The sequence below is a fragment of the Pseudomonas sediminis genome, from assembly GCF_039555755.1.
GTDB classification, from domain to species: domain Bacteria; phylum Pseudomonadota; class Gammaproteobacteria; order Pseudomonadales; family Pseudomonadaceae; genus Aquipseudomonas; species Aquipseudomonas mendocina_D.
The window spans coordinates 2,169,856-2,187,063 of sequence record NZ_CP154631.1 but is presented as its reverse complement, the minus strand read 5'-3'; the positions used below and the strand labels follow the sequence as shown (position 1 = coordinate 2,187,063).

Here is a 17,208-nt window from a genome sequence, read left to right as displayed (position 1 = left end):
CTGGCGGTTTCTGTTATCGAGGTGTCCATGAAGTCTCTGCAACTCTTCTTTCTTTCCCTTGGCCTGACTAGCGGCGGTTTTGCCTTTGCCGGCAATACCGAGGCCGGCCTGGGCGGCGCACTAGGTGGCGCAGTGGGTGCGATGGTTGGTCAGCAGGTCGGTGGCAACACTGGCGCTGCGGTCGGTGCCGGTCTCGGTGGCGCCGCCGGCAGCATGGTCGGCGCGGATCGCCGCAGTCGTACCGAAGCCGCGATTGGCGGCGCCCTGGGCGCAGCGGGCGGTAACGTGGTCGGCCAGCAGGTCGGTGGTAACACCGGCGGCGTGGTCGGTGCAGCAGTCGGCGGCGGCGCTGGTGGCGCGCTGGGCAACTACATGGGCAACGCCAGCTACGACGATGATCGTCGCGGCAAACATCACAAACACCATGGCAAGAAACACAAGAAGCACGGCAAGCACTGGCGCCGTCACTGACGGATGCCTGGGGTCTGTTGGCATTTCGACGCAAGCCGCGTTGCCGCGAGAAATGGCTCCCGGTTAGGCGCAGGACGCAGGTAATGGTCATTCCCTTGCCAAGTCCTGCAACAACAGCGGGAGTCATTTCCCGCGCAACCCGAAGGGCCGGGCCAGTTTTAGCGTGGAGCGTCGTTACTCGACGGCTCATTTGGGCAACCAAACTTCGCGTCTCGTGCCTAGCTCCGCGCTAAAACTGGCTCCGGCGCGGTCGCGGCGAAACGCCAACAAACCCCATCACCCAGGGTTCATGGCGACGACCGAAGGCCACTTCAACCTGCGCCTTGAACCCTGTCTGTTCGTAGCTGCGCTCCCAGCCACGCGCTAATTCACGATAGGCGTAGGGCACACTCAGGCGGTCATTCTCCAGGCGAATGGTGGCGCCATAACCGGCTTCAGCAGCGTGGCGATAGGGTTCAATACGCCCGGCCAGTAACACCTGACGCTGCCGATCCGGCCAACGCTGGCGCAGCACCTGCGCATCCACGCCCGCATCCACCAGCATCAAACGGCTGGCCTGTTGCTCGACGAATTGCAGGCGACGCTGGCGCTCATCGCGCTCCTGCTGTAACACCTCGCTCTCTGGCTTGGCGTGCAATTCAGCTTCGGCCCCGCTCAGAGCCTGCCGCGCCTCTTCGACCTGACCTCGGTACAACGGTCCATCCAGCTCCAGCACCAACCAGACCTGGCGTGCCGGCTGTCTGTTCAAGGTTTGCTCATCGGTAGCGGAGAAACCCAGCTCGCGCAGCTTGGCCTCGTCCAGCCAGGGCAACTGCCAAGCATCACCGGGGCGCTGCCAGCTCAGTTGCAGACGCAGTACGCCATCGTCCTCATCGCGCAACCAGCCACCGTAAACGCGCTGCAGCTCGCGCTCGCTGAGCCGCAATTGCGCCTCGGGCTCGCCGCTGCGGTTGTACCAGACGCCGCCCAGGGCAACGGCATTGCTCAGCAACACCACACCAAGGCCAAGCCATGCTGCACGCTTCATCGTGCACCTCCCGACGCGCTGCGCCGCCAGCGTTGCAACACCACCAGCAGCAGCACGGCGATCAACCCGAGCAGGAGGAAGAACAGGTAGCGCGGCAGCAACTGCCACCACCAGTCGAACAGCTTGGCGAAGAGCATGATCAACGCGAAGACCAGGCCGGTATTGACCACCTCCCCCCAGTCGCGACGAATACCGAGCCAGATGGTCAACCCGGCGAGGACGAAACCGAGCGTCTGGTAGAACGCCTCGATCCAGCCCGTCGGCCAGTCGAGATAGCTGCCGCCTCCCCAGTAGGACAGCACCAGCACCGGACCGAGCAGGTACAGCAGCCCCACTACTCGGTAGCAGGCGGCAAAGCCCGAATAACGCCGCTGATCGAGCACTTGCGGCACGAGCAACAGCGCCGCCAGCGGCATGAACAGCTCCGGCCGTTCCCCCAGCGACCACCAGTGCCAGCCCGCCCAATCACCCAGGCGAGCCGCGACGAACAGACCGAAGCAGAGCAATGCCACCACCAGCAACAGACGCTGGCGGCATTGATAAGCCAATAGCAGCGCCAACGCGCCCCAAGGCAGCAGGGCCTTGTCCGACGGGGTGATATTGAAGATCTGCCCGAGCATCGACAGGTTCAGCACGAAGCAGACGAACGCCAGCACCGCGGCCAGCTTGGCGTAATAAACCGAAGTGTCGCGAGCCTGCAGCCAGAAGCACAGCAGCAGGCTGCCCGAGGCACTGCCCACCAGGATGGCGACCTGCGTGAAGGCGTCGAACAGCCCCCAGAACTGGTAGAACAGAAAGAACAATCCGGCCGCCAGCGCCAGAGCGCCGAACAGCGAGGCCAGGCGCATCCCCAGTGAGAGCTGGCGTGCGCGAGCATCGGCGTCGATATCCAGCGACTGGCGAAAGTGCGCCAGCAATTGGCGATGATGGTCGGTGACGGCTTGTTCCTGTGTCGCGCTCAGTTGCAACACCTGCTCCTGACGCAACTCCGCCAGCTCCTCGCGGAAGGCGGCGATGCGAGCGGCACGCTGTTGCGCCTGCTCACGCTCGAGATCGGACATGGGCACTCCCTGGCAAATGACTGCCCACAGCCTAGCAGGCCCGACTAGGTCGTGAGTAAGCGCTCCAGCGCAGCACGCAAGGTCTCGGGGATCGCTACTGGGCGATTGCTCGTCCGGTCGACAAACACATGAACGAAGCGCCCAGCGGCGCAGGCCTGCTCCTCACCTACCTTGAAAATCGCCAGCTCGTACTGCACCGAACTGTTGCCCAGCTTGCCCACGCGCAGGCCGACCTCGATGGCGTCGGGGAAGGCGATGGAGGCGAAGTAGTCGCACGCCGAGCTGACCACGAACCCAACCACTTCGCCGTCATGGATATCCAGACCACCTTCGGCGATCAGGTAGGCATTCACCGCACTGTCGAAGTAGCTGTAGTAGGTCACGTTATTCACGTGGCCATAGATGTCGTTGTCGTGCCAGCGCGTGGTGATCGGCTGGAAGTGACGGTAGTCGCTACGCAGGTGTTGGGGTTGGTTCATCAAGGGTCCTTGGGGTGGCTTCGGTGCGCGCGGCGCACCTTACGGCAGGGATAGCGGCGGCCCGGTAGGGTGCGCCATGCGCACCAATTGCGGTGAGTGTCAGTAGGCAGCCTGATAAATGGCCAGCGCCTGCTGCTCGTTCATCTCGCGCGGATTGTTCACCAACAGGCGCTGCTGCAGCATGGCGTCCGCCGCCAGCGTGGGCAACATGGCTTCGCTGACTCCGGCGTCGCGCAACCGCGTCGGCAGGCCGCTGCGCTGACTGAAGCCAGCCAGGGCCTCGATCAGTTGCTCGGTCTGCGCCGCTGCACTGCCCGCACGTAAACGCTCGCCCAATACCAGCGGCGCCAGCTCGGCATATAGCGGCGCGGCTGCTGGTGCGTTGAATGCCAGCACCTGCGGTAGCACCAGGGCGTTGGACAGCCCGTGGGGAATATGGAAATGCCCGCCCAGGGGATAAGCCAGGGCATGCACCGCCGCCACTGGCGCGTTGGCAAATGCCTGTCCGGCCAGGCAGGCACCAAGCAACATGGCCTGGCGCGCCTCGCGGTTGCTGCCGTTACTCACTACCTCATCGAGGTTGGCCGCAAGCAGACGCAGCGCTTCGCGCGCCAGCAAGTCGGAAAGCGGGTTCTTCTTCAGCGCACTGGTGTAGGCCTCGATGGAATGCACCATGGCGTCGATGCCGGTGGCGGCGGTGACCGTCGCCGGCAGGCCGAGAGTCAGGTCGGCATCGAGCAGAGCCAGGTCCGGCAGCAGCAGCGGCGACACCACGCCCATCTTGGTGGTCTCGCCGGTGGTGACGATGGCGATCGGCGTCACCTCGGAGCCGGTGCCGGCGGTGGTCGGCACCTGGATCAGCGGCAGGCGCCGACCGCGGGCATTGCCCACGCCGTAGATCTCGTTCAGGGCCTGGGCGCAGTCTGGATGCGCCAGCAGGGCCACCAGTTTGGCCACGTCCATCGAGCTGCCGCCACCAAAGCCGACCACCAGCTCCGCCTGCAGCTCGCGGGCCTGGGCCACAGCGGCCAGCACCACGGCCTCGGGCGGGTCGGCCAGCACCTGATCGAATATCCGCACGTTCATGCCGGCGCGAGAAAAACCCGGCAGCAGCGGTTCCAGCAGACCGAGACGGGTGATACCGGGGTCGGTGACGATCAGCACGCGCCGGGCGCCGCGCTCGCGACAGAGTTCGGCCAGACGCAGACTGGCGCCGGATTCGCAAAGAATTTGCGCGGTAGTGGCGAAGCTGAATGGGTGCATGGGTGCTCCTCTTTTTGTAGCCCGGATGAAATCCGGGACTGGTCATGCAAATGTCCCCGGATTGCATCCGGGCTACGCCGCTGGGCGTCTCACGCGTAGGGTGCGCCGTGCGCACCAATAACCCGCGTTAGAACGCGAAACTGCCCTCATCCATGGCCATCAAACAATCCGCTCCACCCAGCAGGGCTTCGCGGTGCGCGCTGGCTCGCGGCAGCACACGGCGCAGATAGAAATCGGCGCTGTGCAGTTTGGCCTGGTAGAACGCCGCCTCGCCGCTGCCCGTTTCCAGCGCATCCTGCGCCCGCGCCGCGGCTTGCAGCCAGAAACCGGCGAGCAGCACATAAGCCGAGTACTGGAGAAAATCCACCGAAGTAGCGCCAATCTCCTGCGGGTCGCGCTGACAGACGGCAATCACTTCTGCGCTTAGCTCGCGCCATTCACCCAGACGAGCCTGCACGACGGTCGCCATATTCTTCAGCGCCAGGCGCTCGGCCTGGGCATCGCACAGCGCGCTGAACTCGGCCTGCAGCGCAGACAGCTCGGCCCCACCGTCGCCGAGCAACTTGCGGCGGATATAGTCCAGCGCTTGGATGCCGTTGGTACCCTCGTACAGCTGGGTGATGCGACTGTCGCGCATCAGTTGCTCCATGCCCCACTCGCGAATGAAACCGTGACCGCCATAAACCTGCACGCCATGGCTGGCCACTTCCTGGCCCATGTCGGTGAAGAACGCCTTGACGATAGGGATCAGCAGCGCCGCGCGCTTGCCGGCCGCCTTGCGTGCCTCGGCCGCCTCGTCACCGTGCTCCAGGTCCAACTGGCGGGCGGTGTAGGCGGCGAGCATGCGGCTGCCCTCGACCAGGGTCTTCTGGGTCAACAGCATGCGTCGCACGTCGGGATGATTGATGATCGGATCGGCTGCCTTGTCCGGCGCCTGCACGCCCGCCAGACCACGTGACTGCAGGCGCTCACGGGCATAACGCAGCGCGCCCTGGAAGGCTGCCTCGCCTATCCCCAAGCCCTGCAGGCCGACCTGAAAGCGCGCGTCGTTCATCATGGTGAACATGCAGGCCAGGCCCTGGTTGGCCTCGCCGACCAGCCAACCGGTGGCACCGTCGAAGTTCATCACGCAGGTGGACGCGCCCTTGATACCCATCTTGTGCTCGATCGCACCACACGACAGGCTGTTGCGTTCGCCTGGCGTACCGTCGGCGGCAGCGATAAATTTCGGTACCAGTAGCAGCGAAATGCCCTTCACGCCAGCAGGTGCATCCGGCAGACGCGCCAGCACCAGATGGATGATGTTTTCGGAGATGTCCTGCTCGCCGCCGCTGATAAAGATCTTGCTGCCACTGACTTTGTAGCTGCCATCGGCCTGCGGCTCGGCGCGAGTACGCAGCAGAGCCAGGTCGGTGCCGGCCTGCGGCTCGGTCAGGCACATGGTGCCGGTCCACTGGCCGCTGACCAGCTTACCCAGGTAGGTCTGCTTGAGCGCTTCGCTACCGTGCTTGTGCAGCGCCAGCACGGCGCCCTCGGTCAGCCCGGAGTAGACGCGGAACGACAACGACGCGCCCATCAGCATCTCGTGAAAGGCAAAGGCAACCAGTTGTGGAAAGCCCTGGCCACCGTACTCCACCGGGCCGGTCATGCTCGCCCAGCCGTTGTCCACGTACTGCCGATAGGCCTCGGCAAAGCCCCTGGGCGTGCTGACCAGGCCGTTTTCCAGGTAACAACCCTCCTCATCGCTGTTGCGATTGAGCGGCGCGACCTCGCCTGCGGCAAAGGCCGCAGCCTCCTCCAGCACGCCGTCAATCAGCTCGCGATCCAGGCCGTTGCCCAGACGCTCGCAGTGGCCGGCAGCGTCGAACAGTTCGTGCAGGACGAAGCGCATATCGCGCAATGGCGCCTGATAGCTCATACCCGGCCCTCCTGCACGTCGCTGAAGCGCTTGTTGTCGGCGGCCAGACGCTCGATCAACGCCGCCGGTTGCCAATGGCTACCGAAGCGTTCGGCCAGTTGCAGCAGACGCTGACGAATGGCGCCGACGCCCTCGCCGTCGGCCCAAGCCATCGGGCCACCGCGCTCGGCAGGGAAACCGTAGCCATTGAGATAGACCAGATCGATATCGTGGCTGTTAGCAGCAATGTTCTCTTCGAGAATCTTCGCCCCTTCGTTGACCAGTGCCAGCAGGCAGCGCTCGAGAATCTCCTCGTTGCCGATATCACGGCGACTGAAGCCCAGGCGCTCGGACTCGGCTTGCACCAGCGCGTCCACCTCGGGATCGTGCTCCGCCTGACGACTGCCCGGCGCATACAGGTAATAGCCTTTGCCGCTCTTCTGGCCGAAGCGGCCCAGTTCGCACAGGCGGTTGTCCACCTGTACCGCCGGGTCGTCCTGGCCCTGGCCGGACAGTTCACGGGCACGCCATTCCAGGTCGATGCCGACCACGTCGTACATGCGAAACGGCCCCATGGCGAAGCCGAAGCCCTGCAGCGCCGCGTCCACCTGGTGCGGCCAGGCGCCTTCGAGCAGCAGCATGCGTGCCTCGCGCACATAGGTATGCAGCATGCGGTTGCCGATGAAACCGTGGCAGTTACCGGCCACCACCGCCACCTTGCCCATGCGCTCACCCAGCTCTTGAGCGGCGTCCAGCACGGCTGGCGCGGTCTTGGCGCCGCGGACGATCTCCAGCAGCTTCATGATGTGCGCCGGGCTGAAGAAGTGCAGGCCCAGCACGGCTTCCGGCCGAGTGGTGACGGCGGCGATGGCATCGATATCCAGCGCCGAGGTGTTGCTGGCGAGAATCGCGCCGGGCTTCATCACAGCGTCCAGCTCGCGGAAGATGCGCTGCTTGAGTTCGAGGTTTTCATATACCGCCTCGATCACCAGGTCGGCGTCGGCCAGCGCCGCATAGCTGTCTACCGCCTCGATAAGTGCCCGTCGCGCAGCCGCTTGCGCCGCATCGATACGCCCCTTGGCGACGTTATGCGTCCAGGTTTCCTCGGCCATCGCCAGGCCCTGCTCGACCATCTGCGAATTGTTATCCAGCCACAGCACGCGCAAGCCGGCATTGGCCAGGCTGATGACGATACCGCGGCCCATGGTGCCGGCGCCGATCACAGCGGCACAGCGAAGCGGCGAGACGACTTTGTTCATTGTTGTTCCTCTCGTGCACGAACAGGCTGGGCCCCCTTAAAAACTACCTACGTTGCCATCGCTGCGTTAAAAACAGGCTCAAAATGCTCATTTACAACCCGTAAACTCCGCTTTTTAGCCTGTTTTCGCCTTGCGCTGACTGCCTCGCCTACGTTTTTAAAGGCACCCAGAAGCTTGGGTCACGATAAGCAAGCCGCTACTATTTTTGAAATTTAGTCTTGTGATACGACGTATTCAGCAGATGAATTTCAGCAATTTCGACCTCAACCTGTTGCGGGTGCTGGACGCTCTGCTGCGCGAACAGAACGTCTCGCGCGCCGCCGAGCGCCTGTCCTTGAGCCAGCCTGCCGTGAGCAATGCGCTGGGGCGCCTGCGCGAGCTGCTCGGCGACCCGCTGCTGGTGCGCGTGGGCCGGCGCATGCAACCGACGCCACGAGCACTGGCGCTGGAAGCCCCGATCCGCAGCGCCCTGCGCCAATTGGAACAGAGCCTGAGCGCCGGCGAGACCTTCGAGCCGGGCGAAAGCCGCCAGCGCTTTTGCATCGCCGTCACCGACTACGTGGAGCTGGTATGCATGCCGCGCCTGCTCGACCGCATCAGCCAGAAAGCGCCGGGCATCGGCATCGACATTCGCCACCTCAGCCCGAGCCTGCCGATGGAGGCGCTGGACAAGGGCGAGCTGGATCTGGTGCTGGGCCGCTTCGACGAGATGCCGGCGCGCTTCGCCCGTCACCACTGGATGAGCGAGACACTCAAGCTGGCGGTACACCGCGATCATCCGCTGCTGCGCCAGGGCAATCTGGATCTGGATACCTTCCTGCGCCTGCGCCACCTTTGGGTGCATGGTGGGCAGACCCGCGGCATGGTCGATCAATGGCTGGGGGAACAGGGGCTGTCGCGGCAGATTCTCTACACCACACCGAACTACCTGCAGGCGGCGCATATCGTCGCTGGCAGCGAGCTGGCGGCAGTGCTGCCCACCGCCCTCGCCCGACATTTCGCCACGCTGCTGCCACTGCAGTTGTTCGACCTGCCCTTCACCCTCGGGCCTTTCCATCTGGAGGTAGTCAGCCTGGCACAACGCCAACGCGATGCCGCGCTGCAATGGCTGATCGAGGAGATCGTCGCGGTGGCGGGATGATTACCCAGTCACCCGTCCTGTCTTTCCGCCTGCCTATCGGCGCGTCCGCCCAGATACCAACCTAACATTCCCCACAGCGCTGCACAGAGAGCACCGACCATGGCCACCAGCCAGGCGCCGTGGCCGAGCATGTCCAGCCCGGCCTTGGCCCAGCCGCTGAGGGCATCGCCACCGCGATAGACCACGGTGTCGATGAAGTTCTTCGCCTTGTACTTGCTCTCGGCGTCGAGCGGGGCGAAGAGCATTTCCCGCCCCGGCCGCACGAAGGCGTATTCACCAATACGCCGCACGATCATCAGCCCAGCCAACATGGCGAAAGTCGGCGCCAGCGCCAGGCCGATAAAGCCCAGACACACCAGTGCCGGTACTAGCGACAGCAACACACGTACGCCCAGCTTCTGCGCCACCCGCCCGGTGATGAACAACTGCGCAGCCAGGGCACCGGCCTGCACGACGAAATCGATCACACCGAACACCTTCACCTGGGCGGCGCGATCCGGGAACAGCTCAGCCACCAGGCGCGCCTGCTCGAAATAGAGAAAGGTGCTCACCGAGGTGAGCAGCAAAATGAACGCGCCGATACCCAGCAGGTAACGCGAACCGAGCATACGCGTCAGCCCGCTGAACGGATTGCCTGACACCGGCCTGCGCGGGCTCTCGTTGGCTGCCCCTGCAGACCGCCCGGCGCCCTGTCGCTCGCGCCACTCCATCAGGTAACGCTTGAGCGCCATGGCCGCACCGAGCAGCACGGCGGCCATCAGCATCAACCCGGACTCACCGATAGCGCCGATCAACAAGGCGCTCAACAGCGGTCCACAGAGCCCACCAACGCTAGCGCCCGCAGCAATGAAGGCGAACAGCCGCCGCGCCTGGGCGCCATCGAACACGTCGGCCATCAGGCTCCAGGCCACCGAGACGACGAACAGGTTGTAGACCGAGATCCACACGTAGAACACCCGCGCCAGCCATACGCTGTCGTGGTCGATGCGAAACAGCAGGACGAAGGCCAGCAAGTTGAGGCAGAAGAAGCCGTATACCCAGTCGATGAAATGGATACGCGGGACTTTCGAGTTGAGCCAGGCGAACAGCGGCACCGCCAGCAGCATGACGACAAAGGTCGCGGTGAACAGCCACTGCAGATTGTTCACACCACCGGTGATGCCCATCGCCTCACGGATCGGCCGCAACATGAAATAGCCGGCGAACAGACAGAAGAACAAGGCAAAACCGGCCAGCACCGCAGCCAGCTCCTCACCTTCGGCATTGATCGCACGCGCCAGGCGCCGGGTGAGCGCCTGCATCTCAGGCGAATAGCTCGATGATGCGTTGGCGCTGCGCCGCGTCGGGCAGGCGGCCCTGGCCGGCGAGGATGTTGTCAGCCATATAGCGTGGGTTGGAGGTGGCCGGGATCACCGCCGTTACCGCCGGGTTGGCGAGGATGTACTTGAGCATCAGCTGTGCCCAGGAGGTGGCATCGAGCTCCACCGCAGCCCAGTCCGGCAGGCTCTTGCCCTTGACCCGATCGAACAGGGCCGAGCGTTGAAAAGGCCGGTTGATCAAAACTGCGATGCCCTTGTCGGCGCAGTAGGGCAACAGCTCGCGCTCGGCGTTGCGCTCGCCGATGGAGTAGTTGAACTGGACGAAATCCACTGGTTCCTTGCGCAGGACCTCGAGCAGGCGCTCGTGGGCGGAATCCAGGTAGTGAGTCACGCCGATGTAGCGTACCCGGCCCTGTTCTTTCAGCTCGCGCAACAGGCCAAGCTGAGTGCTGGTGTCCTGCAGGTTATGCACCTGCATCAGGTCGATGGTGTCGGTCTTGAGCGCGGCGAAACTGGCTTCGACCTGCCGCTCGCCAGCAGAACGCCCGGTGGAGGACACCTTGCTGGCCAGGAACAGCTTTTTGCGCATGTCGCCTTCTGCGGCCAGAGCGCCACACACCGCTTCGGCCCGCCCGTAGCTCGGCGCGGTATCCACCAGGCTGGCGCCACCGTTGACCAGTGCCTGCAACACCTCGCGCAAGGGCTGTAGCGCCTCGTCGCTCATCGCCACATCGTGGGTGCGTGAGGTACCCAGACCGATCACCGGCAGCAGTTCACCGCTACTGGGAATCGCCCGGCTCAGCAGTGTTTCGGCGGCGAAGACGGAGGACGGTAACCAGGGCATCAGGACAGCTAACGCTGCCAGGCTGGCGCTACCTTGCAGGACTCGGCGACGAGTAGGCATGACGTGGCTCCTCTAACAGTGACCGGTTGGTTATAGGCACTGACCGCGCTGAGACCAAGGCGTTACATCCGCGACCGATTCGCTATCGACCGAGAAAGACAGCAAGGGAATCCGCCGGAGGCCGGCAGTGACGGGCGCAGGAGAGGAAATGCGGCAGGCTACGGACGCAATATCCGGTAACCAAAAACGCCGCTGCGCCAGGCGGGATAACGGCGCAGCGGTCGGGAAACAGTTATCAGGCTGCGCGCGAAGAAGAGTCGCTGATCAGCATGCCGTGGGAGACGAGAAAGCAGCGATGACCGTTCTGCAGGGTCAGGGGGCTGCGACTGGCGATCACCCAGCCTTTACTCAATAGCTGCTCGATATGCGCACGCAGTGCGGGCAGGTGGCGCTGTTCCTTCATGGCCGACTCCTCATGTAATGGGTGACACTGCACCCAGTGGCTCATCCGTGACACATATCGCAAAATGGTAGTGGCGCAATGCCAGGAAAGAAAGCGGCGCGATTATGTAATTTCTTGTAGGACATTCGCTATACCCCCGTCACATCAGGGCTGCGCTGACTCCGCTTACGGCTCTTTCCGAGGGGTGGAAAACATCAGCTAATCGTCTTCCAGTTTGCCGTAGTGCAGCAGTGCCAGATCGGGCAGGTAATGCTGGAGCAGATTCCATGGCATGCGCTTGCCCTGCGTTGGCAGCAGGTGCAAAGCCTGCGCGATACGGGCCATCAGCAATGGCCTGCGGGGTCGTTCGGAAAGAGGCGCAGAACCTCGAGTGAGCGCCACGACTGGCCTCAGGCGCCCGAGCAGCGCTAAGCTGTGGCGATGACCACTCCCTACCTGACCTCGCAGCAGACCAGCAGCACGGACGCCGCCAGTAGCCTGCGGCTGGGTGGTGACTGGACGCTGGCCCACTACAGCGTGCTGGAGCCCCAGGTACTGGCTCTACGCGAACGCCTGCAGGGCGAGGAATCCGTCGACCTGAGCGACCTGGCCGCGCTGGATACCGCCGGTGCCGCGTTGCTGGTGGAGCTGTTCGGCAGCGAACGCCTACGCCAGCTCAGCAAAAACAGCGAATTCAACGAGCAACGCCGCGCACTGCTGCTGACAGTGGCCGATGCCATGGCCGACAGCCAGCAGGCTCAGACACCGCCGGAGCCGTCGGTGCTGCGTGAAGTGCTCGGGCACATCGGCGAAGTGGTCGAAAGCATGTGGCACCAGGGCCGCGCGTTGCTCGGCTTCATGGGACTGACCCTGACCAGCATGCTAACGATACTGGTGCGGCCGACGCGCTGGCGCCTGACCTCGCTGACCGCGCACCTGGAGCAGTGCGGGCTCAATGCCGTGCCCATCGTCGCCCTGCTGACCTTTCTGGTCGGCGCCGTGGTGGCCTTTCTCGGCGCGACCATCCTCGCCGACTTCGGCGCCAGCATCTACACGGTGAATCTGGTGGCCTTCTCCTTCCTGCGCGAATTCGGCGTGCTGCTCACTGCGATTCTCATGGCCGGCCGCACCGCCAGCGCCTTCACCGCACAGATCGGCTCGATGAAGGCCAACGAGGAAATCGACGCCATCCGCACCCTCGGCCTGAGCCCCATCGAACTGCTGGTGCTGCCGCGCGTTTTCGCCATGCTCATCGCCCTGCCGATATTGACCTTCATCGCCATGCTCAGCGGCATGCTCGGCGGCGCGCTGGTCTGCGCGCTGTCACTGGATATTCCGCTGGCCATGTACCTGTCGATCCTGCAGGAAAGCGACCTGCTGCGGCACTTTCTGGTCGGCCTGCTAAAGGCGCCGATCTTCGCCTTCCTGATCGCCCTGATCGGCTGCCTGGAAGGTTTCAAGGTCAGCGGTAGCGCACAGTCGGTGGGCGAGCACACCACCTCGGCGGTGGTGCAATCGATCTTCGTGGTCATCCTGCTCGACGCCCTGGCGGCGTTGTTCCTGATGGAGATGGGCTGGTGAGCCGGGAGACCGTCATCGAGGTACGCGACCTGAGCAATCGCTTCGGTAGCCAGGTGGTGCACGAGCACCTGGATTTCGATCTCTATCGCGGCGAGATCCTCGGCGTGGTCGGTGGCTCCGGTACCGGCAAATCCGTGCTGCTGCGCAGCATCGTCGGCCTGCGCCAACCCAATGCCGGCACCGTACGGGTATTCGGCGAGGAATTGCTGAGCCTGCCGGCCGAGCGGCGCTCGCAACTGGAACGGCGCTTCGGCGTGCTCTACCAGCGCGGCGCGCTGTTCTCCTCGCTGACCGTCAGCGAGAACATCGCCCTGCCGCTGATCGAACATGCCGGCCTGTCGCGCGCCGCGGCCGAGCGCCTGGCCAGGGTCAAGATCGCCCTCGCCGGCCTACCGCAGGACGCCGGCAGCAAGTACCCCAGCTCGCTATCCGGCGGCATGGTCAAACGCGCCGCCCTGGCCCGTGCCCTGGCGCTCGACCCGGACATTCTGTTTCTCGACGAACCTACCGCCGGCCTCGACCCGATTGGCGCGGCGGCCTTCGACCAATTGATCCGCACCCTCAGCGACAGCCTCGGTCTGAGTGTATTTCTGGTGACTCACGATCTGGACACGCTCTACAGCATCTGCGACCGGGTCGCGGTGCTGGCGCAGAAGAAGGTGCTGGTGGCCGACCGCCTGGACGTGGTGGCTGCCACCGACAACGCCTGGATTCAGGACTATTTTCATGGCCCGCGTGGACGCGCGGCTGCACAGGCCGCCGCAGCGGTAGGGAGTCAATGAATGGAACCCAGAGCCCATCATGTGCTGATCGGCCTGTTTACCGTGCTCACGGTGGGCGCCGCGCTGCTGTTCGGCCTGTGGCTGAACAAGGCCGGCGCTGATCGCGCCGTTACCGACTACGAGGTGATCTTCAACGAGGCGGTTACCGGCCTGTCGCAAGGCAGCGCCGTGCAGTACAGCGGGATCAAGGTCGGCGACGTGGTCAGCCTGGGGCTCGACCCGAACGATCCGCGTACCGTGCGGGCGCGGATTCGTATCGTCGGCCACACGCCGATCAAGCAGGACACCCGTGCCCGCCTGGCGATCACCGGCATCACCGGCCTGGCGGTGATCCAGCTGCATGGCGGCAGCCCGGAAAGCCCGCCACTGGAGAGCACGGATGGCGAACCCGGCATCATCATTGCCGACCGATCGCCCCTGTCGCGGCTGATGGCCAACGGCGAAGATCTGGTGGTCAACATCACGCGCCTGCTCAATCGCGCCAACCGCATGCTGTCACGCGAGAACGCCGAGCGCGTGTCGCGCACGCTGGAAAATCTGGAGCAGGCCACCGCCGGCATCGCCGAGCAGCGTGATGAGCTGGGTGAAACCCTGCGCCAGACCAGTGCCGCCACCCGCGAAGCGGCAGAACTGATGCGCACGGCCAATCGCCTGCTCGATGGCCAGGGCAGCCAGGTGCTGGAGAACGCCGAGCGCCTGATGGCCTCGCTGGAACGCAGCAGCCGCAATATCGAGGAGCTGCTGCAAAACAACCGCAGCGCGCTGGACAACGGTATGCAGAGTCTCGGTGAGCTGGGCCCGGCAGTTAGCGAACTGCGTGACACCCTCGGCGCCCTGCGCAGCTTCTCCCGTCGCCTGGAGCAGGACCCCACCGGCTACCTGCTGCGCAACGACAGCATCAAGGAGTTCCAACCATGAAGCGCCTGTCCCTGCTGCTGGCCGCCGGCCTGCTCAGCGCCTGCTCGATCCTGCCGCAGAGCGAGCCCCTGGATATCTATCTGCTGCCAGGCGCTACCCTGCCGGCACAAACCCAGCGCGTCGACTGGTCGCTGCGAGTGAACAGCCCGGTCAGCAACCAGTTACTAGACGGCACACGCATCGTCGTACTGCCCGAGCCCGGCCGGGTCAACACCTACCAGGGCGTGCGCTGGAGCGAGCGCACGCCGCAGTTGCTGCGCGGCCGTCTGCTCGACGCATTTCAGGATGACGGCAGAGTTCAGGCATTGAGCAACGAAGAGCAACGTCTGCAGGCCGACCTGGAGCTGGTCAGCGACCTGCGCAGCTTCCACAGCCAGTATCGCGATGGCGTTGCCGAGGCACTGATCCAGCTCGACGTGCGTCTGGTCGACGGGCGCGATCAGCGCATCCTCGCCAGCCGCCGCTTCAGCGTTAGTCAGCCGGCGAGTGATACGTCGATTGCTGCAGTAGTGAAAGCCTTCGGCCAGGCTGGCGATCGGCTGTCCCGCGAGTTGGTGGACTGGACGCTGGCCGAAGGGCAACGAAGTCGCCGGCCATAAGCACATGGCAGCGCACACGTGATCATCGGTGCACACAGCACATCCTACGCGATGGATGCCGCTACCGTAGGGTGCGCCGTGCGCACCAATCCACCCCCTACACAGCCAACCAATCGCGCACCTCGGCGTAGGGGTAATCCTCCAGCGCGGCGAAGCCGGCCAGCTGACGTGCCTTGAGCTTGGTCAATAGCGGCGTGGTCACGCCACAGAGAAAACGCGTCAGGCATTCGTGGCTCGGCCTGTAGCCGGCGTGCTGCTGGTGCTTCTCGATGAAGGCGGCGCACAGCGCCTCGGCATCACGTCCGCTCAAGGGCGGTAGTTCCGGAGGCTGCGGCAAGGTCGCGACCTGACCCCGGCACACCGAACAATGTCCGCAATGCTCGGGCGCCTGTTCGTCACCAAAGTACAAGGCGAGGCGCCGGCTCAGGCATTCGCGGCTCTCGAACAAACCGAGCATGGCCTGGATACGCGCGATTTCGCTGGCCTCGTGGGCGCGGAAGTGCGCGTGTAGATCGCTGGCCAGGGCTGCCACATCGAAGTCGCCATCGAGCACGGCGTAGACCTCGGTCATCTGCTTGCTCTCCAGCTCCAGCCAGCCCCTTTCCTGAAAGTAATCCAGCGCCTTGACCACCCGCGCACGTTCGGCGCCGTGGTCGCGATACAGCACGTCGAAATCCAGGGTGCTCCAGGTTCGTGCGCGCCGTGAGCTGGCAAGAATCGCCTCGACGAACTGGCGGCGCTCGCCCTCGAACTTGGCCAGCAGCACGTCATCTTCCAGCAGCAGCTTGAAGCGGTACTCCGCGAAGTAGGCATAACGCGGGGCGATGATGCCGCGCAGTTCTAGCTGCACCAGCAGGGTCTTGAGTGGCAATGCGCGAATATTGCTCAGCTCGGACAGCTGCCCGAGCATCAGCTCCCACTGCCCGCCCGTGCCGACCGCGCGCAAATCATCGAGCACGGCGCGGATACCGCTGAGCTCGGGTGTATCGCCAAAAACGAAATTTTCCAACACGCTGAGACCATCGCGGCTGGCAAGCACCAGACAGTCCGAGGCCAGGCCGTCACGCCCGGCGCGGCCGATTTCCTGGCTGTAGTTCTCCACCGACTTGGGCAGGTCGAAGTGCACCACGTTGCGGATATCACGCTTGTCGATGCCCATGCCGAAGGCGATGGTGGCGACGATGCACTCCAGCTCGCCAGCCATGAAACGGCGCTGGATCGACTCACGTACGTCATGAGCCATACCCGCGTGGTAAGCGCTGACCGCCAGACCGTCGCGCGCCAGATGCTCGGCGACCTGCTCGGCAGTCTTCTGCTGGGTGACGTAGACGATGCTCGCCTGGCCACGTCGCGGCGCCAGCCATTGCTGCAGACGCTGCTGCTTGGCACCTCCGGGCACGGGCTCGACCAGCAGATTGAGGTTGGGTCGGTAGAAACCGGTGGTGACCACGTCCGCCTCGGCAATGGCGAATTTCTCGCGCATATCTGCGATCACCTTGGGCGTCGCCGTGGCGGTCAGCAGCAGCACCTGGTTGATGCCGAACTGGCGCTGATAGTCGGGCAACTTGAGGTAGTCCGGACGGAAGTTGTGGCCCCACTCGGAGATGCAGTGCGCCTCGTCTACGACCAGCAGGGAGATCGGCACCTGAGCGATGAAATTGCGAAAACGCTCGTTCTTCAGGCGCTCCACCGAGATCATCAGGATCTTCAGCTCGCCGCTGCGCGCGCGATTCATCACCTCGGCCGCCTGCTCGCGGCTCTGCGCCGAATCGATACTGGCCGCGGCAATGCCATGGGCATGCAGGAACGCCAACTGATCCTGCATCAGCGCAAGCAGCGGCGAAATCACCAGGGTCAGGTGTGGCAGATGCAAGGCCGGCAACTGATAGCACAGCGACTTGCCCGAACCGGTAGGAAAGATCGCCGCCGCCGAACGACCGGCAAGCACAGCGCTGATCACCGTTTCCTGGCCGGGACGCAGTTGATCGAAACCGAAGACACGTTTGAGGGTAGACATGCGCTGTCACTCCATTGACCGCTGAATGGCCCCTGACCATAACGCGGTTAGGTAGGGTGCGCCATGCGCACAGACAGAATCCCGTTGAGAGCCGGTGCGCACGGCGCA

General features: G+C 64.2%; 17 protein-coding genes. 6 read left to right on the top strand and 11 right to left on the bottom strand.

All coding sequences use genetic code 11. The annotated features are described in order from the left end of the window. The first annotated feature begins 27 nt into the window (after positions 1 to 27). The gene (locus AAEQ75_RS10440) at positions 28 to 471 is read left to right on the top strand and encodes a hypothetical protein (RefSeq protein WP_125879113.1); all 444 of its coding nucleotides are present in this window, start codon (positions 28 to 30) and stop codon (positions 469 to 471) included. Positions 472 to 700: 229 nt separating this feature from the next. On the opposite strand, the gene AAEQ75_RS10435 is transcribed toward AAEQ75_RS10440, so the two are convergent. The 6 genes from AAEQ75_RS10435 to AAEQ75_RS10410 all read right to left on the bottom strand — a co-directional run bounded on the left by AAEQ75_RS10435 (position 701) and on the right by AAEQ75_RS10410 (position 7,457). Continuing rightward, positions 701 to 1,498, bottom strand: a complete 798-nt coding sequence (locus tag AAEQ75_RS10435) for a DUF4824 family protein (protein WP_125879114.1) — start codon at positions 1,496 to 1,498, stop codon at positions 701 to 703. Then, entirely contained in the window at positions 1,495 to 2,559 is a 1,065-nt protein-coding gene (locus AAEQ75_RS10430) for a DUF2157 domain-containing protein (RefSeq protein ID WP_343352159.1), read from the bottom strand. Before AAEQ75_RS10430 ends, AAEQ75_RS10435 begins: the two co-directional genes overlap by 4 nt. 44 nt (positions 2,560 to 2,603) lie before the next feature. Beyond that, entirely contained in the window at positions 2,604 to 3,038 is a 435-nt protein-coding gene (locus AAEQ75_RS10425) for an acyl-CoA thioesterase (protein ID WP_343352157.1), read from the bottom strand. Between the two features lie 99 nt (positions 3,039 to 3,137). Next, positions 3,138 to 4,301, bottom strand: a complete 1,164-nt coding sequence (locus AAEQ75_RS10420) for an iron-containing alcohol dehydrogenase (protein ID WP_343352155.1) — start codon at positions 4,299 to 4,301, stop codon at positions 3,138 to 3,140. 127 nt (positions 4,302 to 4,428) lie between these two features. Further along, complete coding sequence (locus AAEQ75_RS10415) at positions 4,429 to 6,219, bottom strand: acyl-CoA dehydrogenase C-terminal domain-containing protein (protein ID WP_343352153.1); 1,791 nt, start codon at positions 6,217 to 6,219, stop codon at positions 4,429 to 4,431. Then, positions 6,216 to 7,457 carry a 3-hydroxyacyl-CoA dehydrogenase gene (locus AAEQ75_RS10410; RefSeq protein WP_343352151.1) on the bottom strand — a complete coding sequence of 414 codons (1,242 nt, stop codon included), beginning with the start codon at positions 7,455 to 7,457 and terminating at the stop codon, positions 6,216 to 6,218. Before AAEQ75_RS10410 ends, AAEQ75_RS10415 begins: the two co-directional genes overlap by 4 nt. A 241-nt stretch (positions 7,458 to 7,698) precedes the next feature. On the opposite strand from AAEQ75_RS10410, the gene AAEQ75_RS10405 reads away from it, so the two are divergent. Then, a complete protein-coding gene (locus AAEQ75_RS10405) occupies positions 7,699 to 8,598 on the top strand; it encodes a LysR family transcriptional regulator (protein WP_343352149.1) in 900 nt (299 codons plus the stop codon). Between the two features lie 8 nt (positions 8,599 to 8,606). Here AAEQ75_RS10405 and AAEQ75_RS10400 read toward each other — a convergent pair whose 3' ends face one another. The 4 genes from AAEQ75_RS10400 to AAEQ75_RS10385 form a co-directional block, all read right to left on the bottom strand. Continuing rightward, positions 8,607 to 9,899 (bottom strand): NTP/NDP exchange transporter, encoded by a 1,293-nt coding sequence (locus AAEQ75_RS10400; protein ID WP_099522916.1) that lies wholly within the window; start codon positions 9,897 to 9,899, stop codon positions 8,607 to 8,609. Position 9,900: 1 nt separating this feature from the next. Beyond that, entirely contained in the window at positions 9,901 to 10,821 is a 921-nt protein-coding gene (locus AAEQ75_RS10395) for an aldo/keto reductase (RefSeq protein ID WP_099522917.1), read from the bottom strand. Positions 10,822 to 11,056: 235 nt separating this feature from the next. Further along, positions 11,057 to 11,224, bottom strand: coding sequence for a hypothetical protein (locus AAEQ75_RS10390; RefSeq protein ID WP_177429652.1), 168 nt, complete (start codon positions 11,222 to 11,224; stop codon positions 11,057 to 11,059). A gap of 198 nt (positions 11,225 to 11,422) precedes the next feature. Next, positions 11,423 to 11,548, bottom strand: a complete 126-nt coding sequence (locus AAEQ75_RS10385) for a hypothetical protein (RefSeq protein ID WP_256579274.1) — start codon at positions 11,546 to 11,548, stop codon at positions 11,423 to 11,425. A 96-nt stretch (positions 11,549 to 11,644) separates the two neighbouring features. Here AAEQ75_RS10385 and AAEQ75_RS10380 point away from each other — a divergent pair, with 96 nt between their 5' ends. The 4 genes from AAEQ75_RS10380 to AAEQ75_RS10365 are packed head-to-tail and all read left to right on the top strand — an operon-like array spanning position 11,645 to position 15,083. Next, on the top strand, positions 11,645 to 12,784 hold the full coding sequence (locus tag AAEQ75_RS10380; RefSeq protein WP_296233202.1) for an ABC transporter permease: 1,140 nt from the start codon (positions 11,645 to 11,647) through the stop codon (positions 12,782 to 12,784). Next, positions 12,781 to 13,566 carry an ABC transporter ATP-binding protein gene (locus tag AAEQ75_RS10375; protein WP_179546092.1) on the top strand — a complete coding sequence of 262 codons (786 nt, stop codon included), beginning with the start codon at positions 12,781 to 12,783 and terminating at the stop codon, positions 13,564 to 13,566. The genes AAEQ75_RS10380 and AAEQ75_RS10375 overlap by 4 nt, the downstream gene beginning before the upstream one ends. Continuing rightward, positions 13,567 to 14,484, top strand: coding sequence for an MlaD family protein (locus AAEQ75_RS10370; RefSeq protein WP_296233199.1), 918 nt, complete (start codon positions 13,567 to 13,569; stop codon positions 14,482 to 14,484). Then, the gene (locus AAEQ75_RS10365; protein WP_343352140.1) at positions 14,481 to 15,083 is read left to right on the top strand and encodes an ABC-type transport auxiliary lipoprotein family protein; all 603 of its coding nucleotides are present in this window, start codon (positions 14,481 to 14,483) and stop codon (positions 15,081 to 15,083) included. The genes AAEQ75_RS10370 and AAEQ75_RS10365 overlap by 4 nt, the downstream gene beginning before the upstream one ends. Before the next feature lie 97 nt (positions 15,084 to 15,180). Here AAEQ75_RS10365 and AAEQ75_RS10360 read toward each other — a convergent pair whose 3' ends face one another. Beyond that, complete coding sequence (locus tag AAEQ75_RS10360) at positions 15,181 to 17,100, bottom strand: RecQ family ATP-dependent DNA helicase (protein ID WP_343352138.1); 1,920 nt, start codon at positions 17,098 to 17,100, stop codon at positions 15,181 to 15,183. Between the last annotated feature and the right edge of the window lie 108 nt (positions 17,101 to 17,208).